Origin of the sequence: Pseudoalteromonas sp. SR44-5 (assembly GCF_014163675.1) — a bacterium.
Lineage (GTDB): Bacteria > Pseudomonadota > Gammaproteobacteria > Enterobacterales > Alteromonadaceae > Pseudoalteromonas > Pseudoalteromonas rhizosphaerae.
The window spans coordinates 1-21,683 of sequence record NZ_JACJDT010000029.1 but is presented as its reverse complement, the minus strand read 5'-3'; the positions used below and the strand labels follow the sequence as shown (position 1 = coordinate 21,683).

The following is a 21,683-nucleotide window of genomic DNA, read 5'->3' as shown; positions in this document are numbered from 1 at the left end:
CTAGTTAATGTGTTCTAAAAATTCACTGGCCACTTGAAGGCTTCGTGTGCGGCGCATCGGCGGCAAGCTTTTTAAAAAGACTTGGCCGTATTGGCGTGTCACTAAACGGTTATCGCAAATCACCAACACCCCTTTATCCTTACTATCGCGGATCAGTCGTCCAACGCCTTGTTTTAGTGCAATCACCGCTTGTGGCAATTGAATATAAGCAAAAGGATCATGTCCTTGTAATTGCGCATCTTGCATTTTAGCTTGGAGCAGTGGATCATCGGGTGCTGCAAAGGGTAACTTATCAATAATAACACAACTGAGTGTGCTACCTCTGACATCAACTCCTTCCCAAAACGACGCAGTACCTAATAATACGGCATTACCATGGCGGGTAAATTTTTCTAAAATAATACGTTTAGACATTTGCCCTTGCATATAAATAGGATAATCAATCTGCGTACTTAGCCCTTCGGCGACTAAATGCATCATCCGATAGCTGGTAAACAATACAAAGCAGCGCCCTTTTGCTGCTTTAATTAAATCGAGGGTAAGCTTAACAATCGCATGAGGCATATTCGCTGCATGTGTTTCAGGCAAATAACGCGGTAAACATAATAAGGCTTGCTGATAATAATCAAACGGACTATCAACCATCATACTTTTGGCAGGCTTAAGGCCTAGGCTTGCGTTAAAATGATCAAGTGCATTATCGACAGATAGAGTCGCTGAGGTGAATACAAAGCCAGCCCCCGTGTCTGCCATCATTTGCGCAAATTTAACTGATACGTTAAGCGGAGTTATATGTACGGTTAAATAGCGGCGTGTTGTTTCATACCAATAACTGTTACCTGTTTGGCTTATATCAAACACCCGTTCTAATTGCCCTTTAAAAGCTAAGGTACGCTCAAATGGGTGTTCTATTTTATCGCTACGGTCTAAACAATGTTTGAGTACTTGATACAAAAAGTCTAAATCGCTGATCACCCTATGTAACGCGGCGCAAATTTCTTTACTTGCCAGCATTTGTCGCCAATCACCTCGGCTACCATCTAAGCCAAATTGTAAGCGCAAGTCTGCAACACTGGTTTCAAGCTTATTTAAGGTTTTACCAAGTTGCAGCATATCCGGAATGTCAGAGCGATAAATTGCTCGTAAATCATTAATTAAGTCCACCAGCTTTTTAGTGCTGATACTCTCACCAAAGTAATCACTGGCAATTTCACTTAATTGGTGTGCTTCATCAAATATATAGGCATCAGCTGTGGGAATGAGTTCAGCAAAGCCGGTATCTTTTACCGCCATGTCTGCAAAAAACAAATGATGGTTAACCACTACTATATCGGCATCCATCGCTTTTAAGCGGGCTTTGCGAATATAGCAATCTTGAAAATCAGGACACTCTTTACCTAAGCAGTTATCCGCAGTGGAGCTTACATAAGGTAATACTTTGGCATCTTCTTCGATACCAATACAATCAGCCAGATCACCGGTGTGCGTTTCACTGGCAAATTTAGCCACCATGGCCAATTGATGCATCACATCAGAATCATCGGTCGGTACATGGGCAACATGCTGATTAAGCCGATAAGTACATAGATAGTTACTGCGCCCTTTTAGCAGCGCGGTTTTTTTACTCGCACTAAGCGCTTTGACTAATTGTGGTAAATCACGGTGATATAATTGTTCTTGCAGCGCTTTCGTGCCGGTTGAAATTATTGTTTTACCTTTAGACTTTAGCGCAGGGGCTAAATAAGCGTAGGTTTTACCTGTACCAGTGCCCGCTTCAACCACTAATTGCGAGCGGTTTTTTAATGCATCACTCACCGCAACCGCCATATCGATCTGCGGTTGGCGAGGCGTATAACCATCTAGAGATTGCGCTAACGGGCCTGCTGCACTAAAAAGCTGTTTGATAATAACGATCGCTTTGCTAAAAATAATAGCGGGATTTTACGTAAGCATAGCCCCAAGGGCAAGTGAATACGCAAAGCAAATAGCAAAGGAGCAATGCCCCTTTGCTATTGTTATTATTGTGCGTTGATCGTTAAAGTAATACCACTTGCCGCAGTGTAACCTTGTAAATCAATATACCAAGCACCAGCTTGGGGATTGCTAATAGTACAGCTTTCATTATTACCATTTTTATAAGGTCGACATTGATATGTTGACGTTGATGACGGCGAACCAAAATTCACAGACAGATCAGCATCCCCGCTACCACCTAAAATAGAAATATTTAACGACGCGTAACCCGCACTGATATTTTGACTAAAGCGAGTCCAACCTCCTGTTGCCACACTGACATTCGTCTCGGTACGATTAATCGGTGTCGGTACATTATTGTCACCATCATAACTACCCGTTAAGGAAACACCGGTAATAGCGCTCCATGCTTCAACCATGACATGATATGTACCTGATTGTATATTACTAATAGCGCATGCTTCATTACTGTTTGAATTAGTGCTGTTACAGTCAAAGTCTTGTAAAGTAGGCGGTGCGCCAAACTTAACGTATAGATCAGCATCGCCACTGCCACCTGCTGTAGTAAAGTTTAAATTACTACTTCCTGCAGGGACTGCTAAGGTATAAAAAACTTGCTCTTTAGCAAGCGCATTAATTCCAGACACTGTGACACCATTTTCCAGTTCATTGTCAGTGGGTGGTACTTCATAGCCGGCATTTTTAGCCATTTCAGCTAAGTAGCTCACCGCAAGCTTGGCAAATTTACTCGCATGATCAGCATCAAAATTACTGTCGTTTGCTGTATGGATTAGCGGGTTAATATCAGCCATGCGCGACTCAAATGGCATTGAGGCGGCAAAGCCCTGCTGATACCACGAAGCATGATCTGAACAGCCATAACCACACTGATCAAAACCATAACTTAGGGTGGGTAAATAAGTATCGATCAATTGTCCCAAAAACTGATTTTGGCCGCTGTTAGTATAATCTGTCATCATCACAATATCATCGCTACTGCCATGATTACCGGTCATATCAAATTGCACCATACCTACCACATTTTTGCCCTGTGATTTATACGCCGTTGCAATCGCTTTTGAACCTCGCAGCCCTACTTCTTCAGCTGCAAAACCCATAATTTGGATTGTTCTTTGTGGTTGATAGTTATTATCTACGATTGCCCGAAGCACTTCCGACAAGACCGCAATACCGGAGGCATTATCATCCGCCCCGGGCGCTCTGCCATTACTAGGATTTGATTGATTAATTGAATCTAAATGACCGCCAACAATTACTATTTCATCCGCTTTTTCGCTGCCTTGAATAGTCACAATTACAGATGATTGCGACCAACTATGGCTAAAGTAATCAACACTAATATCAGCGCGGTTGCTCGCTAACTGTTGCCAATAATCTTTTAACCATTGAGATGCATCAACTCCACTTTGTACTGAGTAATAGCGATTATTAAAAGCACTCAACGAATTAACGGTATTGGTTAGATCATTAGGACTAATGTTATTGATCAGTGTCTGTACCGTTTGCGCATTATCTATTGTGTAGTTAATAGCCAAGCTGTTGATTGACTGATTCTGTACTTTAGCTAATTGCTCAGTATAAAGCTGCGCCTCAAGCAATGATTCATGTGCTACAAAGCCACCGCAGCGATGGTAATTGTCGTGCATAAATTCACTTAAATTAGCCACTTCAGTCTGTTTAATACGCATAAAATTAATAGAAGATAAGCTGGATGCTTGTGGAGCGAGGAGCTCGGTACTGTGTTTATGAGCTGTTTGGTTTAATTTGTAATGTTTAGCTGCTACAGGGTCAATACTTACCCAAATACTGTCAGGCTCTTGTGCTATTACCAGCTGACTTACCAATAATGACACAGTGCCAAGCAGGACGCTTGGTGCAAAGATATTCATAACAGTTTCCTTTTTTTCTGTGTTTACCCAAATTCAGACTCTGAAAATATAAGGGTAAAAAAGGGAGCGAATGCTCCCTTAGGTGAGGGATTAGTTAGCCGTTATTGTTAACGTTACGCCACTTGCCGCACTGTAGCCTTGTAAATCAATATACCAAGTGCCCGCTTGTGGAGCAGTAATTTCGCAACTTTCGTTGTTACCATTTTTATATGGTCGACATTGATAAGACGATGTTGATGATGGCGAGCCAAAATTAACATACAAGTCTGCATCACCAGAACCACCCGCTATAGCAACATTCAATGTTGAATAACCTGCGCTTAGTTCTTGACTAAAACGAGTCCAACCACCTGAGCTAACACTTACATTAGTTTCAGTACGGTTTATTGGTGTAGTACCCGTATCACCGCCATCAAAACTCCCCGTGAGTGAAACGCCCGATATTTGGTTCCAGGCTTCAACCATTACATAGTAAGTACCTGCTTGAACATTGCTGATAGCACAGCTTTCAGTGCTGGTTGAAGTCGTGCTGTTACAATCAAAACTATTCAGTGTTGGTCTTTGCGCAAATTTTACATACAAGTCCGCATCACCACTGCCACCTACCGTGTTAAACTGCAAATTAGTGGCATTAGCTGGTACTTCTAAGGTAAAGAACAGTTGCTGTTTTTCTGTACCACTGATCCCAGTGCGTGGCACGCCATTGCTAAGTGGCTCGTCAATTGGTGGCTCTACTCCTCCACAACTACTACCAGGGCTTAAATTTGACGTTACACCCACTGCCGCAAGTGCGCTTTGTACATCATCTGGGCTGTAATCTAAATCACATGCCGCATCCATTACACCATTACCAGCCAAGTCCCAATTAGTACTAGCGGTCCAATATAATTGGTTTGCACGCGCCATAACCTCAAAAGCTTTTCTAGTATCCCAACCAGCTTTAGTTGCTAAGTTATAGAATGCTTTATTAAATACACCTGAGCTGTAATGTACATCCATCCCAGAATAATAACTCGATTGGTTATCAATTGAACTACCATCTTGGGTCGGGTTATTCATGTAACGCAATGCACCATTGCCTTTGAAAATTTCTTGGCCAACTAACCAATCATTAGTGCCTAGCATATAAAACTCGGCAGCTTCACCAGCCATATCAGAAAACGCTTCATTCAAGCCGCCCGATTTCCCACTGTATACAAGCCCTGAATTTTGTTCAGTAAAACCATGGCTAACTTCATGAGCAGAAACATCTAAACTAACTAATGGATAAAAGGTATTTTGACCATCACCAAAAGTCATTGCTGATCCGTCCCAAAAAGCATTTTCATAATTACTGCCGTAATGAACACGCATTTGCAATTGAAAAGACAGCGGAGGAGAACCAATCCAGTCGTTATACATATTAAAAATGACATTACCAAAGTAGTGCGCGTCATTTAATGGCGAATAACCGCCATTTATTTCCTTAAAGGTGTTTTCGGGGCAAGTAAAGGAATACGCTGAAGAGCCACTGGTGCCACCATTTAAATTAATGGTTTTAACATTTGCGTTATTCATGGTGCAAGTGTTGCCTGATTGCGACACATCTAAACTACTAAAATCAGTTCCGTAAATGTACTTTCCTGTTTTTAAATTTCCACCAGGGCCTGTAGCATTGGCATGTTGAAGGTTATCAAAGCTATGCAAAACCTCACCAGAATTCGCATCAATGATCTGATAAGGTCGAGAAGGATTAGCACCATAAGTAACATACGATACTTCATACACTAAATGTGCGACATGTTGCGCATCAAGCCAAATCGCTAAACGCGATTGTTCATTGTGTTTTTTAAGGCTTACTGATTTAGCCGCTGCGGGGGAGTTTTTTAACCCCTGTGTAATAGCCATTTTTTTACTGAGTTTTGGCATCACTGAGCTTATATCGCTACTAATATCATATACAGCAGCACCATGAGCGCGTTTTAATTGGCCATTATTATCAAACGTTAAACTCACAGTATCACCAATGACTGGTAATCCTTGATACTGTTGTTGATAACGCCGAGTCGTATCACCATTATTACTTTTTACTTCTTTTAATACGACTAACTCATTACCTGCATCCAAACCAACTAACTGGATTGGGCTTGCCATAAGTACCGATGACGCACTATTTTGCAAAGCTGTAGTTAGGGCTGCTTGCTCATTCAGATATTGTTTATTTGCAGCTACTGCACTTGATGCTTGCGTTACCGCAAGAGCAGCAAGAGTTGCTAATGTGATTTTAGATAAATTCACGTTTACGCTCCATTTAAATTGTTATTTATTTAATATTTTTGTATTAAACCGGCACTACCCGTTCCCGATTCAAGTTCAGCCTATACTGCTTTCAGTGAAATTGAAAATGAAACAAAAAATTAACATTAAATAACAAAAAACCAAAACAGAAACATTTTAAAACAACAACTTAAACCAACATTGTTAATTAATCACTAACAAAACCCCGGAAAACTGTAAATAAATAATTACATTAAATTAACATGTTGTTACATATTATTTGTTTTTATTATTGGTAATACATTAAATGTCATTGCTACTCGGCTCTATAATTAATTGGCAATAGGACTACCGATATAGATAGCAAACTGCAAATGTTGACGACTAGAAAAAGAAGCTGTTGACGTTTAGAAGCTGTTCATACCCATAAAACTTCAAACAAAACCATCAATTAATTTCGCTGTCATTGCGTCAGTAGCATAAACGCCTATTAAAAGTGTAATTAACAGTATTATCGCGGTGACATTTGAAAGTCTCAGGAGTAACATACCTGCGCGAAAGTACATTCCTTTTTGCTCATTCCAATATATTATTTAAGGTCAAACAATGAATGCTTGGTACCTCATTTGTTTTTTATCTGCATTAGCGATTTTTATCGCATTTGCTAACCAGTATATCCTCAAAATGCAAACCACTATTGCCATAACAACTGGCTCAGTAGTGATTTCACTGTTATTAATACTCGCGGTAAAATTATTGGGCGATTCAACGGCACTGGAGATTACACAGATAGTCTCAAGTATCGATTTTAATCAATTATTACTCAAAGGCATGCTCGGTTTTTTACTGTTTGCAGGCGCATTGGAAATTAACCTTGCAGCACTCAAAAAACAACGTTTCGAAATTACCGTACTGGTGTTATTTTCGACCTTAGCTTCAACCTTTATCATTGGCTTTTTAAGCTTTTACTTATTTGCCGCGTTAGGCTTTGCGGTGCCTTTTATCTATTGTTTATTGTTTGGTGCATTAATAAGTCCAACCGATCCAATTGCAGTGCTTGCAATTATTAAACAAATGCGTGCCCCTGAAGGCATTTCTGTGCAAGTTGAAGGTGAATCATTATTTAATGACGGTATTGGTTTAGTTATTTTTACCACTATTTTTGCCGTGGCTTTTCTCGACACTGAAGCCAGTGCAGCAGGCATTGCAGAGCTATTCTTTGTCGACGCACTGGGAGGGATTGCATTTGGTTTAGTGATTGCGTTAGTGGGTCATTATCTGATCATCAACAGTCGTGATGTAAATATTCGCTTGTTACTAACCTTAACTATACCGACAGCAGGATTCGCCGCTGCCAATATATGGGAAATATCTGGCGCACTGGCGATGGTAACTAGCGGTATATTGTTAGGTAATATAACCCGTACTAAAGCGACAGAGCGCACCGGGCCTGAAGACACTCGCTACGTAAAAGACTTTTGGCACGCCACCGACAGCTTTTTGAATGCATTGTTATTTTTGATTATCGGGATGCTAATTGTCACTATGCCCATCAGCCTAGCTGAAATTGGTTTAGGACTACTAATGGTGCCTGCAGTATTACTTGCTCGCTTTATCAGTGTTGGCGCACCATTTGTGGTATTTAAGAAATTTAGAAAATACGACAAACACTCAGTTAAAATTTTAACCTGGGGCGGCCTACGCGGTGGCCTTGCTTTAGCAATGGCTGCGGCAATTCCTCGTGATCAGGTATTTGTGGGCGGCTCTGATTTACACAACCTGCTTGTTATTGTTACCTACGTTGTGGTGATATTTTCGATTATTGTGCAAGGGCTCACTATTTCGCCGTTAATTCACAGTAGCATTAGTGCCAAACAACAAAACTAACATTTAAACTTACTTCTGGCGCCGCAAGCTAATGCTTACGGTGCTAGAATTAGTTATGCATTTTCTATGCATAAGATCCTAGAAATATTACGCCCATGTGTCTAAATGGGTTTCGTCTTCCTCGTCTGTATTGCGCTCTTTCTTAGCTGTTTCAAGCTTTTCTTTAGACAGTAGTTCTTTGCGCTCCAACTGACGTTTTTGCCGCTTTTCACGTTCAATTCGCTGCGCGTTCGAATCTTTTAGCCCCGCAATATGAAAAGCGCCTTTCGACTCAAGTTGCAAACGAGTGATCTGCCCTAAATAAGGGATCATAATATCCATACGTTCCTCCTTTGGTTACTCTTATCATCGGCCGTTATAGCTTATTCTTTAATTTATGCAAAAAAAACTTGCCAGCTTCCCCACAAATGTGTTTTTCTATATGTGAAATTTACTTAAACAGATTAAACACTTTTGTTTACATGAAGCAATGATAAAACGAAAGTTATTTAGGATATATTATAATGCGCTTAAACCTGACAACAGTACATCATCACCACCATTCACCGGAATAACCTGTCAGGTCTTTCGCTGAGAGGTTATTCCTAAAAGGAACCTCTGGCGAGTCAACATACAATGATTCATTTTTCGCCCTGAGGTTCCCTCGGGGTTTTTAGTTTTTAAATTAAAGGAAAAATGAATAATGAGTAATAGCAACCGTCTACGTATCGCCATCCAAAAAGGTGGCCGCCTTTCTAAAGATTGCCAAGACTTACTAAAACAGCTAGGTGTTAAACTTAACTTGCGTGAGCAACGTTTGATTGCCCACTCGACCAATATGCCGATTGACGTACTACGGGTGCGCGATGACGATATACCCGGTCTGGTAATGGACGGCGTGTGTGATTTAGGCATAGTAGGCGAAAACGTACTCGTTGAAGTACAAGCTGAGCGCCAGCGCCAAGGCGTACCAAGTGAAGTTACTAAACTGTCTAAACTTGATTTTGGCTACTGTCGCCTTGCACTTGCATGGCCGTCAGAACTTGGCAAGCAAGATAAAAGCTGGTTTGAAGGCAAACGCATTGCTACCACCTACCCTGAAATCTTAACTCAATACTTAAAGCGTGAAGGCATAAACGCCAGCACAGTAATGCTGACTGGCTCTGTAGAAGTCGCACCACGTGCAGGACTTGCTGATGCAATTTGTGATTTAGTATCTACCGGTGCCACACTTGAAGCCAACGGCCTTATGCAAGGCGATACTATTTTAGAATCAAACGCCTGCCTTATCCAAAATAAAGACTTACAAGATGCTGACAAACTAGCACTTATCAACAAACTTATGCCACGCTTACGCGGCGTGAGACAAGCCAAAGAAAGCAAATACATCATGCTGCACGCGCCAAAAGATAAACTGGATGAAATTTGCGATATTTTACCAGGCTCTGGCCAACCAACGGTATTAGCGCTTGCTGGCTCTGATGAGTACGTAGCCCTGCACATGGTGAGCAGTGAAACATTATTTTGGGAAACAATGGAGCAATTAAAAGCGCTAGGCGCCAACTCTATCCTCGTTATGCCAATTGAAAAAATGATGGAGTAAGTCAATGTTGCGCTGGAATGAGGTTTCCAAAGATGCACAAGCAGCGGCGCTAATGCGCCCTGCTGTTAGTGCAAGTGTGGAAGTAGAAGCTATTTGCCAAGCAATTATGGCAAACGTAAAAGAGCAAGGCGACACAGCCTTACTCGACATGGCTAAGCAATATGATAACCGCGAAAATCCGCGCTTATTGGTACCGCAAAGTGAGATCAATGCCGCTGAGCAGCAGTTAAGCGCTGAGCTTAAATACGCGATAGACACAGCCTACGCTAATGTAAAACGTTTTCACCAAGCACAGCTACCCAAAGATATTAAATTGTCGACTCAGCCCGGTGTGTTATGTGAACTAAAATACCAAGCCATTGAAGCCGTTGGAATATATGTGCCAGGTGGCAGTGCGCCATTGCCTTCATCAGTGATCATGCAAGGTGTACTGGCGCAGCTAAGTGGTGCGACAACCGTAGTGTTAGCAACACCGGTGCAAGGTGATTTACCGATAAACCCAGCAATTTTATATGCGGCTAAGCTATGCGGTATCAAAACAATCGTAGAAAGTGGCGGCGCAGGTGCAATCGCCGCAATGGCTTATGGTACAGACTCAGTGCCCAAGGTGAATAAAATTTTTGGCCCGGGTAACAGCTTTGTGACTATGGCTAAACAACTAGTAGCTCAGACCATACCAGGCATGGCGATCGATATGCCTGCGGGCCCATCTGAGGTGTTAGTGATTGCCGATGAGCGCGCAAACCCTGAATTTATTGCCGCTGATTTATTATCTCAAGCTGAGCACGGCGCTGATTCGCAAGTAATTTTACTGTGTAACAGTGAACGTATGATTGCCCGCACCGAGCAAGCCATTGAACGCCAATTAGCTAAACTATCGCGTCAAGATATTGCCGCAAAAGCATTGGCTAATTCATCGCTTATTTTGGTTGATTCAATCGAGCAAGCATTTGCTGTATCAGCACAATACGGCCCTGAACACTTAATACTGCAACTGGCTGATGCCAACCCGTATTTAAACAAAGTTAAAAATGCAGGATCTGTATTTGTGGGTGACTATACGCCAGAATCTGCTGGTGATTATGCCTCTGGTACTAATCACGTATTACCAACCTATGGCTACAGTGCCACTTATTCAAGCTTAAACTTACTTGATTTTTTTCGCACTTATACCGTACAAACCATTACTCAAAATGGTTTAAAAAACTTATCAAAAGCAATTTTACCATTGGCTGATGCAGAAGGGCTTGATGCCCACGCAAATGCCGTTAAGGTGCGTTTAGAGGCGATGAACAATGAGCAATAATCCTTTATTACCGGCCAATATTGATGCATTAGCAGCATATAGCTCGGCAAAAAGTGAGAAACTAACCGGCACAACGTGGCTTAATGCAAATGAAAGCCCGTATGTTAAAAGTATCGATATCAGCATTAATGATTTAAATCGCTACCCTGATCCGCAGCCTATGAATGTTATTAACCGCTATGCTGATTACGCAGGACTCAATGCTGAACAAGTACTTATGACCCGTGGTGCGGATGAAGGTATTGAGCTACTGGTACGCACCTATTGCCAACCAGAGCAAGATTCGGTTGCTTTATTTTTACCTACGTACGGCATGTACAAAGTCACCGCCGACACTCACAACGTAGCAATAAATGGCTTAAGCCAAGCATTATTACTCGATGGTACTGTTGATCAAATAATCAACGCTGTTGGTAATAGCAAATTAGTGTTTATTTGTAATCCAAATAACCCAACAGGCAGCTTAACACCGCTTGAAAAAATAAAGGCTATTGCAACAGCACTTGCCGATAAAACACTGGTCGTTGTGGATGAAGCTTATATTGAATTTTGCCCAGAGCAAAGTGCAAGCAAACTCATCAACGAATTTGCCAACATAGTAGTACTTAGAACGCTCTCTAAAGCATTTGCGTTAGCAGGCCTGCGTACAGGCTTTACTCTTGCCCAATCGTCAGTACTAGCGCCAATCCGTAAAGTGATTGCACCGTATCCGGTATCAACGGTAGTGGCAAGCATTGCTGCAAATGCACTCAGCCCAGATGCCATTACTTCAATGCGTCGCCAAGTAAGTATTTTAAATGCACTAAGGGCAAAGCTAAAGCTGTGGCTCGAAGCCTCCCCTGCCGTATTACAAGTGCTCAGTGGCGAAGGAAACTTTGTCACTCTAAAGCTCGCCGATAAAAACAGCTTTAATATCGCACTTGAGCAAGGCTTAGTTATGCGTGCTTTTACTTTATACGGCGAAAACGATTGGCTACGTATTTCAATCGGCAGTGAGCAAGAACTAGAACAAGTAAAAATATGGTTAGATGGCCTAAGCCAATCAGCCACTTTTAAAGAGCAGGAAGTATCATGAGCAACCCGTATTTATTTATCGACCGTGATGGCACTATTATTGAAGAGCCAATCACCGACAAGCAAGTAGACAGTCTTGAAAAGTTAGCGTTTTTACCAAATGTGATCCCTGCTCTTTTGCAATTACAAGGCGCAGGCTATCGTTTAGTGATGGTGTCAAACCAAGATGGCTTAGGCACTGACAGCTTTCCAACGGCTGATTTTGATATTGCCCAAGATAAGATGATGGCTATTTTATCAAGCCAAGGCATTAAATTTGACGACGTATTAATTTGCCCACACTTTAATGAGCAAAATTGTGATTGTCGTAAGCCAAAAACAGGGTTGCTTACCGAGTTAATGCGCTCAGGTAAAGTCGATTTAGCACGCTCATTTGTGATTGGCGATCGCCAAACAGATATTGGCCTTGCACAAAACTTGTGTTGTGAAGGTATTTTGTATGACGGTGATTGGAATGCAATTGTCACTAAACTTACCACCGCTGATCGACAAGGCCGCGTGACTCGCAACACTAAAGAAACACAAATTGATGTAAAACTCAATTTAGATCAAAGTAAAAATGGCGAGATCAGCACCGGCCTAGGCTTTTTTGATCACATGCTTGATCAAATTCGCACCCATGCCAATATTGGCCTTGATATTCAAGCCAGCGGCGACTTGCACATTGACGAGCACCACCTTGTTGAAGATATCGGCATTGCCCTTGGTTTAGCGCTTAAACAAGCCCTTGGTACTAAATCACAAATTGCTCGCTATGGTTTTGCCCTACCGATGGATGAATGCAAAGCAGAGGCACAAATTGACTTGTCAGGTCGTGCTTCGTTTGTATTAAACGCTAACTTTAGCCGTGAAAAAGCCGGTGATTTAGACGTACAAATGGTTGAGCACTTTTTCAAAAGCTTAAGCGACAATGCAGCGATCAGCTTAATATTGTCGGTTAGCGACGGTAACTGTCATCACCAAGTTGAAGGTTTATTTAAAGCGTTTTCTCGCGCTTTACGTATGGCCATTGCCGCTGACGCCAGCCAACAAACAGCAAGCTCTAAGGGGTGTTTATGATTGCCATAATTAACACCGGTTGTGCCAACATAAACTCTGTACGCTTTGCTTTTGAGCGCTTAGGGCAAACGCCAGAAGTGATCACCTCGCCAGAGCAACTTAAAAACTTTGAACGCGCCATTTTACCAGGTGTTGGCCATGCATCTGTTGCTATGAAGCGCTTGGTAGAAGGCGGTTGGCAACAGGCAATCAATGAATACCAACGCCCTCTGATGGGGATTTGTTTAGGCATGCAGTTACTGTGCGAAAGCACTGAAGAAGGTAATGTGCAATGCCTTGGCAAAATACCTGGGCACGTTAAAGCACTTGATGTGGGTAGTTTAACGTCTCCGCACATGGGTTGGAATAACCTCACCGTTAGTCGTGAACATGCTTTAACCAAAGGCCTTGATGCAAACAAGCAAGTATATTTTGTGCATAGTTTTGCTCATACCGTGAATGATGCAACATTGGTTAGTGGCGAATACGGGCAAACCTTCTCAGCGATTGTTGCCAACGATAACTACGCGGGTATGCAATTTCACCCTGAACGTAGCGCTAAAATCGGCACTCAGTTATTGCAGAACTTTTTAGACTGGCAGCTATAAATAAAGCGTATCAACACAAATTAATAAAGAGAATTCAAGTGATTATTCCAGCATTAGATGTATTACAAAATCAAATTGTGCGCTTATATCAAGGTAAATACGATACTGCACAGTTTTACCCGTTTGAGCTTGGTGCGCGCTTACAAGAGTATGCACAAAGCGGCGCAGGTAAATTACACCTTGTTGATTTAGAAGGCGCACGCGATCCTAATAAAAAACAATGGCAACACATTCAAGCAGCCACCAAAGTACTTAACGTACCGTATCAAGTTGGTGGCGGTATTCGTACTGAACAAGACGTAAGCGACTGGCTTAAAGCCGGTGCTAACCAAGTAGTAATTGGCTCTATGGCGGTTGAAAAACGTGATGAAGTAAAAAGCTGGATTGAAAAATTTGGTGCCAAGCACTTTGTTATCGCCCTCGACGTTAATAAAACCGACAATGGCTGGGCACCTGCCACCCACGGTTGGTTAAGTGAATCAGAATTCGGCTTATTTGAATTAGTCGATTTTTATGTAGCACTGGGTGTAATTGATTTTCTATGCACGGACATCAGTAAAGACGGCACCATGACTGGTCCTTCGTTTGCATTATATGAAGACTTAATAAAACACAACAGCAATATTAAAGTACAAGCATCTGGGGGTGTAAGCTCGCTTGATGACATTAAAAAGCTCAAAGAGCTTGGTGTAGGCGGTGTTATTTTAGGTAAGTCACTGCTTGATGGCGCATTTAATGTAGAGGAGGCGTTGGCATGTTATCAAAACGCATAATCCCGTGTTTAGACGTTAAAGACGGCCAAGTAGTCAAAGGCGTTAAATTTAAAGGCCACGAAGTGGTTGGCGACATATTAACAATGGCTAAAGCGTATAGCGAAGCTGGTGCTGACGAACTGGTATTTTATGAAATTAGCGCCAGTGTTGAAAAACGCCTTCTCGATGTAAACTGGGTAGAGAGCATAGCACGTCATATTGATATTCCATTTTGTGTTGCAGGTGGTATTAAATCAGTGGCTGATGCAGCACGCGTATTAGAACGCGGCGCTGATAAAATCAGTATAAACAGCCCTGCTATTGCCCGTCCTGAGCTTATCAAAGAACTACATGATGAGTTTGGTAAACAATGTGTCGTTGTCGGCATTGATAGCTTTTACGATGAAGTAACTGGCAAATATTTAGTGTATCAGCTTACTGGCGATCCTAATGCGTCAAGCCGCACCCGTTATAAAACGCAAGAATGGGTAAAACGCGTGCAAGACTTAGGCGCAGGCGAAATCGTACTCAACTGCATGAACCAAGATGGCGTACGCAATGGCTACGATAACCAGCAGCTGTCTAAAATGCGTGCTTTGTGTGATATTCCTCTTATCGCCTCAGGTGGTGCTGGCACCATGCAAGATTTTGTCGATGTATTTAAACAAAGCCACGTTGATGGCGCACTGGCAGCCAGCGTATTTCACAAAAATGTGATCAACATCGGCGAATTAAAACAATATTTAATAGATAACCAAGTGGCGGCGCGACTATGCAACTAACCAAACAAAACCTTACCCAAGTTGATTTTGCTAAAAGCGAATTGATCCCTGCCATCGTGCAAGATGCCCGTACTGGGGTTATTTTAATGCAAGGCTTTATGAATCAAGAATCGCTGGAAGTCACCTTTGAAAAGCAAAAAGTGACGTTTTACTCGCGTTCAAAAAACCGTTTATGGACCAAAGGCGAAACCTCTGAGAATTACTTAGAAGTAGTGTCTGTCCATACTGATTGCGACTATGACTCTATTTTAGTGCTGGCTAACCCGCTTGGGCCAACTTGTCACTTAGGCACACAAAGTTGTTTTGGTGATGCTGCAAAACCAAGCCTAAGCTTCTTAGCGCAGCTTGAGCAAGTAATTGTATCGCGTAAAAACGACGACCCTGAAAAAAGCTACACCGCCTCTTTGTTTGCTAAAGATTTAAGCCGCAGTTGTCAAAAAGTGGGTGAAGAAGGCGTTGAGGTCGCTTTAGCTGCAATGAAACATGATAACGAAGAGCTAACCAACGAATCAGCTGATTTGTTATATCACTTAATCGTATTGCTACAGCGCCAAGGCCTAGAGCTACAAGACGTAGTAGCGTGTTTGCAAGGAAGACATAAGTAAGTTTATCTGCTCTTGTTTATTAAGCGCTGAGTTTGCTCGGCGCTTTGTTTAAAGACCTTTAAGTAAGTTGTTTACAAAAAGGCTAAGAGGCGCCGCGCTGAATACCAAGCAAAAAGTCTTTTAAAATAAAATAGTTAAAACAGAAAATGCAGCTGCGGAATATGAAAGGCTAGACTGCATCCAAGTCAGCTTTTAAAGTCTAAATCACGCTATTGCTGCAAGAGCTTTATTTTCTGGCAGTGAGAGCATTTTTAACGCTGCGCCTCTTGGTTTACTTTCACCTTGTTCCATTTCCTCACTCGTTATAACTAACATTAAAATAGCAAGCGAATACAGGTTGGGAAAGATTATTTTGTTGCCTAAGACTTCGTACTTTCTCGGGCGTAAATTCATGTACCGTAGTTAAGCAAAGCGCATCAAACTTTCGCATTAAAATAAAAATTATCAAATCCCCTTTAAACCTTTTTAGTCGCTCTATACGACTAAACTTAAAACAGCAAAAAAATGAAAGGGAATAATAATGATTAACGCATTCACACGAGTGACTCTGATTGGCGCTGCACTGCTATCAGCTCAAGCTTTGGCTTGGAATAACGAGATGACGCTACAAGACACAAAAAAGCTTACCCTTGATGCTCAATCACTATCAGCATTAAATGTTGCAGCAGGTTCGGGCTTTTTACATATCGTAGGCAGTAATACCGACACTGTGACGGTAAAGGCTGAAATTTATCAATATGAAGCGCATGACAACTACTGCCTTACTTTAGATAAAAGTGGCAACTCAGCAAAATTAACTGCGAATAATTGTGATAACCACAGTGAAGATCATACGCGCATAGATCTAACGGTGTCGCTACCAGCAACATTCTTGCTTGATATTACCGATGGTTCAGGCGAGAGCTCGATTGAAAATTCAGCTGAAACTAGCATTCATGATGGTTCTGGCGCAATTATAATCAATAATATTTCGGGTCAATTAACCATTGAAGATGGCTCAGGTGCAATCACTGCGAGCAATATTACTGACAGTGTAAACATCCATGACGGCTCGGGCAGTATTGAACTGGCAAACACTCAAGGTGATGTAATTATTCATTATGGGTCGGGTAATATCGATGTGCAAAACATTGTCGGCAAAGTCACAGTAACCGATGGCTCTGGTGGCATTTATGTTAACAAAGCAGGCAGTTTTACTTTACTTGCTGATGGTTCAGGTAGCGTAACAATAAAAAATGTACCTGTTCAAAATCTATAAGTGGCCGCGTTTGCTTAAAGTAATACTTAGTTTTGATGCAAATAATTTTGAAATATTACGCTAAAAACGTTTGATATAAGTCATGCAATGATTTTATTTTCACGTCTTTAATGGCATTTTTTCAAGCCCTTAGGTATCCTTTAAGCAACTACGAAGGATTAGCTATCACAAAAGGATAGTCCACTATGAAAAAGTATTTATCGGTATTATTAACAGGCCTTATTTTATCAGGTTGTAGCAGCTTAACAACAGAGCAAAAAGCAAGTATTGATAACCTCACGCCTTGTGAAAAAATCAATGGTTTATTAGCAGCCTACGACTCACGTTTTGAGGTGTTAAAGCGTACCCGCGTGAATACAAAGTACGCAGAAACCTGGACAGCTAAATACAATCTCGTTGGTGAAGCATGCCAAATCAGTGCTTTGGATGCCGATACAGTGACTTATCGTTGCCAAGATAATTACCAAGAACAAACGCAAGCGGTGGCCATTCATCAAAAGGCTGTTGATTTCACCCGAGCTTGTTTAGCGCAAAATAACTGGCACGAACAACAAAAAGAATCTGCTGATTCATTACGCACTACCTTTGTACTTGATGAAAAAAACCCAGCTATTTCAATTCATACCGGAAAAACTTTATCTCGCTCAACGCCTTGGTCTACCTCATTTGAAGTAGGTAAATCGGTAGCAAATAAATAGCATTAAAACCATAAAACAGGTCAGCAAATGTTGACCTACTTGCTAAGGATTTATGAATTCAACACCCCAAAAAAGTTCATCGCTATTAAAAACCGACTGCATTGGGAAATGCCACCGCCTCAAAGGCTATTGCAGCGGCTGCGGCCGAACTAGCGACGAAATATTTGACTGGATCATTTTATCAGACCAAGAGAAACAAGCTATTTTAGATACTCCTAGAGAGGATGCTAATACCCCATAGCTTATTAAGGTGCATTGCGTTGCGACGGGTCGCGTTTAAAGTCTTTAATTAATTGCTTAGGGTCAACCTGCTCGCGTTGCTTACTTGCTGCCTCAGCCCACCACAGTAACTGATTAAACGACCGCGAAAAATATTCGCGCCATGATGCTTGCTCTGCCTCATTGTTTGTTTCACCACTTTCAATAAATACATCCTGTGCTTTTGGCACATGGATCATAGCCGACACCGGCAAACACCCAAGTTCACTTAAAAAACTGCGCATCCCAACAGCGGCACGAACGCCACCCCACTGCCCCGCAGAATACGTAACAATAACGCTGGGTTTGTAAGCAAATAAAGAGCTACCAAAATGGTTTAATAGATTAGCCAATGCTGGACTCATTGAATGATTGTACTCAGGGCTGACCATAATAAAACCATCACTGGCTTTAATTTTTTCCGCTAGGTCATCGAGTTTTTTAGGCACCTCGGCTTGTGAATAAGCAAAGTGCGGTTTGAATATAGGGTCCAGCTCGTAGTCTAGCGGATCTATCAGTTCAATATCGTGATCACTGTATTGCTCAAGCAAACAGCGTTGGCATGCCTTGGCAACTCTTTCACCGAGACGTGCCGGCTTAGGTGGCGAGCTTTTTCGAACTGAACCTAAAAAAATTAATAGTTTCATGTACTGGCACTCCATTTTATTTAAATCATTATACGAATATAAACGTAAATTTGTGCGGTAGGTCATAAATAAAACCTACCTTACAAGCAAAACATAAAATGCATGTTTAAACATTAATGTGGATCACGCTTTACCCCTGTAGCTAACATTACTAAGCTTTATCGAGCGCTTGGCTTACATCAGCAATGATATCGTCGATGTTTTCAATACCCACTGATAAACGAATTAAATCGCGGCTAACCCCTGCGTTCGCCAATTCTTCATCATTTAATTGTCGATGCGTGGTTGATGCTGGGTGGCAAGCCAGTGACTTTGCATCACCGATATTTACCAAACGTAAAATCATATTCAGTGCATCAATAAAGCGAGTGCCAGCTTCAAGGCCACCCGCTATCCCAAAGCTTAAAATACCAGACGCTTTGCCACTAGTGGTTGTTTTACTCATTGCGTTATAGGGACTTGACGCTAACCCCGCGTAATTAACCCAAAGCACCTTAGGGTGATTCTCTAGGTATTCAGCAAGCTGTTGCGCGTTTTCACAGTGGCGCTGCATTCTTAGCCCTAAAGTTTCAAGACCAATTAAAATGTCAGAGGCGTTTTTAGGCGCAAGTGCCGCACCGGTATTTCTAAGTGGAACAACCCGGCAGCGACCAATAAACGCCGCTTCAGCAAAAGCATCGGTATAAACCACATTATGATACGACGGATCAGGCTCATTCATCATCGCAAAACGAGTGGCATTGGCTTTCCAGTCAAACTTACCCGAATCAACAATTATGCCGCCAATCGCCGTACCATGGCCGTTAATATATTTAGTAAGCGAATGCACCACAATATCGGCACCCAACTCAAATGGCCGGCATAAATACGGCGTTGCTACCGTGTTATCAACAATCAGCGGCACGCCTTTGCTATGGGCTATTTTAGCTAATCGAGCGATATCAACAATATTCCCTGCAGGGTTACCAATCGACTCACAAAAAACCGCACGGGTATTCTCATCAATCGCGTTTTCAAAACCGGCAAAGTCATCCGCTTTAATCATCCGCGCTTCAATACCTTGGCGCGGTAGACTATGCGCAAATAAGTTATAAGTACCACCATACACTTGGCTGGTACTGACAATATTAGTGCCCACTTCACACAAACATTGAATTGCGTAAGTGATGGCCGCCATACCAGAGGCCACAGCAAGCGCACCAATGCCCCCTTCCATGGCCGCAATACGCTGTTCAAGCACCGCATTAGTCGGGTTCATAATACGAGTATAAATATTCCCGGGTACTATTAAATCAAATAAATCAGCACCATGTTGAGTACTATCAAACGTATACGATGAGGTATTATAAATCGGCACCGCCGCCGATTTAGTTGTAGGTTCAGATTCATAACCGTGATGCAGCGCTAAAGACTCAAGTTTCATAATTATTTCCTTCAATTAATTTGCCACTAAGCTAGCATTTATTGGTTATAAAGTGCACATGAAATATATTAAAGGATGTTGAAGTAATTAGATTTAAGTTAAATTCTGCTAAGAGAGAATTATGTTAGTTTGTTCCACCTTAAACGAACACCTGCTTTTCTTAAGAAAGTGGACATAGCTGTTTATTATGGTTTAGGCTGTGAAGCGTGCATTGACTGATTGAACGTATCTTAACTCCAGATCGTCCTCTGGACTTTTCAGCTATAAAAAATAAAAAGAACAATAATCTGTTGTATTTTTCACTTATCATTACAGCCAACTATAATTATCTTCTCGTAGTTTGTAGCTATTTGAAAAAATATTGATTCTCGTCAAACGGTGCTATAAGGAAATAGCCACTCAATACTCTCTATTTAAAACTTCTGTTTTTACAAAAAATGGACTATAGCTATTGTTATATATAGGAAAAGAAAAAACACAATTAACAGTGAGTTCTTATGAGTAATCCCACAAACGATCTCGAAGCGGAGATTGACCAGCTTAAAGTTCAGCTTGCAAACGCTAGAGCTGAAAATATAAAGTATAAGAAGTTGTTTGAAGTATCTGGGGACGCACTATCAATAATCGATCTGAAATCTGGTAAATTCACAGAATGTAACCAAGCTGCAATCAATATGCACGGCGTGGAAAGTAAAGACAACTTTATTAATTTAAAGCCTTCTGATATCTCACCTGAGTATCAACCATGTGGCAGACGTTCAGAGGAAATAGCCGCAGAACACATTGAAAATACTCTGACTAAAGGGCCACAGCTGTTTCAGTGGGTTCACTCTCGATTAGACGGCTCATCTTTTCCATGCCTTGTATCTCTGACTGTATTAAATGTGGATGGTGATGCTTTTATTTTAGCCATAGGTAGAGATATTAGTGAATTAGTTGAGACGCAAAACAAATTGCATAGTGCTTCAACAGACATAGAACGAATTAGCTACGCTTTCAATGAGGAAAAAGAAAAATTTGAACAGTTTTTTAGCTTAGCGCCGGTAGGCATTGCAATTAATAGGTTAGATAATGGTTTATTTGAGTATGTTAACAAGGAACTGAGTCGTTTTAGTGGTTATGACAAAGACGAACTAAATCAAATGGACTATTGGAAGTTGACACCAAAAAAGTACGAAGAACAAGAAAAAGAACAACTAAAATCCCTCTCAGAAACAGGCCGTTACGGACCTTACTATAAAGAATATATTCATAAAAAGGGTTATGAATACCCCGTACAATTGTCGGGCGTTATAATTAAGAGTGCAAATGGCGATGAGCTGATTTGCTCTGTCATCCAAGATACTTCCCATCAGAAACAGATAGAAACCGAATTACAAATAGCAAAAAACCAAGCTGAAACCAGTTCTCTGAGAATGAAATTGGCAAATGAATCAGCTCAAATTGGTGTGTGGGAGTGGGATGTCATTTCGGGAGAATTAATCTGGGATGAATGGATGTACTGTAATGGTCAACAAATTCTGTAGAGATTCTAAGCGGCATTTTTTAATTCATTATATTTCTGATGTGGCGTCATATAATTAAGCGTAGAATGCCTACGTTTGTAATTGTAAAACTGAATATAA

The 21,683-nt window shown here is 41.5% G+C and carries 20 protein-coding genes; 13 read left to right on the top strand and 7 right to left on the bottom strand.

Annotated elements, in window-relative coordinates; all coding sequences use genetic code 11:
• From H5154_RS14945 to H5154_RS14935, 3 genes are all read right to left on the bottom strand, one after another.
• Window positions 1–1,827, bottom strand: a complete 1,827-nt coding sequence (locus tag H5154_RS14945) for an ATP-dependent DNA helicase (protein ID WP_220491309.1) — start codon at window positions 1,825–1,827, stop codon at window positions 1–3.
• 191 nt (window positions 1,828–2,018) lie between these two features.
• Window positions 2,019–3,884, bottom strand: a complete 1,866-nt coding sequence (locus H5154_RS14940) for a M28 family metallopeptidase (RefSeq protein WP_182718778.1) — start codon at window positions 3,882–3,884, stop codon at window positions 2,019–2,021.
• A 90-nt stretch (window positions 3,885–3,974) separates the two neighbouring features.
• Window positions 3,975–6,161: a pre-peptidase C-terminal domain-containing protein gene (locus tag H5154_RS14935; RefSeq protein WP_182718777.1), complete on the bottom strand. Its 2,187-nt coding sequence runs from the start codon at window positions 6,159–6,161 to the stop codon at window positions 3,975–3,977.
• A 585-nt stretch (window positions 6,162–6,746) separates the two neighbouring features.
• Between H5154_RS14935 and H5154_RS14930 the strand changes: the two genes are divergently transcribed.
• Complete coding sequence (locus H5154_RS14930) at window positions 6,747–8,027, top strand: sodium:proton antiporter (RefSeq protein ID WP_182718776.1); 1,281 nt, start codon at window positions 6,747–6,749, stop codon at window positions 8,025–8,027.
• Window positions 8,028–8,114: 87 nt separating this feature from the next.
• On the opposite strand, the gene H5154_RS14925 is transcribed toward H5154_RS14930, so the two are convergent.
• Window positions 8,115–8,348, bottom strand: a complete 234-nt coding sequence (locus tag H5154_RS14925; protein ID WP_182718775.1) for a hypothetical protein — start codon at window positions 8,346–8,348, stop codon at window positions 8,115–8,117.
• Between the two features lie 361 nt (window positions 8,349–8,709).
• Between H5154_RS14925 and hisG the strand changes: the two genes are divergently transcribed.
• From hisG to H5154_RS14865, 11 genes are all read left to right on the top strand, one after another.
• Window positions 8,710–9,609: an ATP phosphoribosyltransferase gene (gene hisG, locus H5154_RS14920; protein WP_145235723.1), complete on the top strand. Its 900-nt coding sequence runs from the start codon at window positions 8,710–8,712 to the stop codon at window positions 9,607–9,609.
• Between the two features lie 4 nt (window positions 9,610–9,613).
• The gene (hisD, locus tag H5154_RS14915) at window positions 9,614–10,915 is read left to right on the top strand and encodes a histidinol dehydrogenase (protein ID WP_149980206.1); all 1,302 of its coding nucleotides are present in this window, start codon (window positions 9,614–9,616) and stop codon (window positions 10,913–10,915) included.
• Entirely contained in the window at window positions 10,905–11,990 is a 1,086-nt protein-coding gene (hisC, locus tag H5154_RS14910) for a histidinol-phosphate transaminase (protein WP_182718774.1), read from the top strand. The genes hisD and hisC overlap by 11 nt, the downstream gene beginning before the upstream one ends.
• Window positions 11,987–13,048: a bifunctional histidinol-phosphatase/imidazoleglycerol-phosphate dehydratase HisB gene (gene hisB, locus H5154_RS14905; protein ID WP_145235732.1), complete on the top strand. Its 1,062-nt coding sequence runs from the start codon at window positions 11,987–11,989 to the stop codon at window positions 13,046–13,048. Before hisC ends, hisB begins: the two co-directional genes overlap by 4 nt.
• A complete protein-coding gene (gene hisH / locus H5154_RS14900) occupies window positions 13,045–13,635 on the top strand; it encodes an imidazole glycerol phosphate synthase subunit HisH (protein WP_182718773.1) in 591 nt (196 codons plus the stop codon). Before hisB ends, hisH begins: the two co-directional genes overlap by 4 nt.
• Window positions 13,636–13,673: 38 nt before the next feature.
• On the top strand, window positions 13,674–14,408 hold the full coding sequence (locus tag H5154_RS14895; RefSeq protein WP_149980202.1) for a 1-(5-phosphoribosyl)-5-[(5-phosphoribosylamino)methylideneamino] imidazole-4-carboxamide isomerase: 735 nt from the start codon (window positions 13,674–13,676) through the stop codon (window positions 14,406–14,408).
• Complete coding sequence (gene hisF, locus H5154_RS14890) at window positions 14,390–15,169, top strand: imidazole glycerol phosphate synthase subunit HisF (RefSeq protein ID WP_182718772.1); 780 nt, start codon at window positions 14,390–14,392, stop codon at window positions 15,167–15,169. Before H5154_RS14895 ends, hisF begins: the two co-directional genes overlap by 19 nt.
• Entirely contained in the window at window positions 15,160–15,774 is a 615-nt protein-coding gene (hisIE, locus tag H5154_RS14885; RefSeq protein WP_145235744.1) for a bifunctional phosphoribosyl-AMP cyclohydrolase/phosphoribosyl-ATP diphosphatase HisIE, read from the top strand. Before hisF ends, hisIE begins: the two co-directional genes overlap by 10 nt.
• Window positions 15,775–16,294: 520 nt before the next feature.
• Complete coding sequence (locus tag H5154_RS14875) at window positions 16,295–17,032, top strand: hypothetical protein (protein WP_182718771.1); 738 nt, start codon at window positions 16,295–16,297, stop codon at window positions 17,030–17,032.
• A gap of 185 nt (window positions 17,033–17,217) precedes the next feature.
• A complete protein-coding gene (locus H5154_RS14870) occupies window positions 17,218–17,730 on the top strand; it encodes a hypothetical protein (RefSeq protein ID WP_145235753.1) in 513 nt (170 codons plus the stop codon).
• A gap of 52 nt (window positions 17,731–17,782) precedes the next feature.
• Window positions 17,783–17,971, top strand: a complete 189-nt coding sequence (locus tag H5154_RS14865; protein ID WP_149980198.1) for a DUF1289 domain-containing protein — start codon at window positions 17,783–17,785, stop codon at window positions 17,969–17,971.
• Window positions 17,972–17,975: 4 nt separating this feature from the next.
• On the opposite strand, the gene H5154_RS14860 is transcribed toward H5154_RS14865, so the two are convergent.
• A complete protein-coding gene (locus H5154_RS14860) occupies window positions 17,976–18,635 on the bottom strand; it encodes an NADPH-dependent FMN reductase (protein ID WP_182718770.1) in 660 nt (219 codons plus the stop codon).
• Window positions 18,636–18,786: 151 nt separating this feature from the next.
• A complete protein-coding gene (locus tag H5154_RS14855) occupies window positions 18,787–20,058 on the bottom strand; it encodes an O-acetylhomoserine aminocarboxypropyltransferase/cysteine synthase family protein (RefSeq protein WP_182718769.1) in 1,272 nt (423 codons plus the stop codon).
• Window positions 20,059–20,555: 497 nt separating this feature from the next.
• Between H5154_RS14855 and H5154_RS14850 the strand changes: the two genes are divergently transcribed.
• Entirely contained in the window at window positions 20,556–21,584 is a 1,029-nt protein-coding gene (locus tag H5154_RS14850) for a PAS domain S-box protein (protein WP_182718768.1), read from the top strand.
• Between the two features lie 5 nt (window positions 21,585–21,589).
• On the opposite strand, the gene H5154_RS24190 is transcribed toward H5154_RS14850, so the two are convergent.
• The coding region (locus H5154_RS24190; RefSeq protein WP_404936147.1) for an IS3 family transposase at window positions 21,590–21,683 on the bottom strand (94 nt) is incomplete at its 5' end.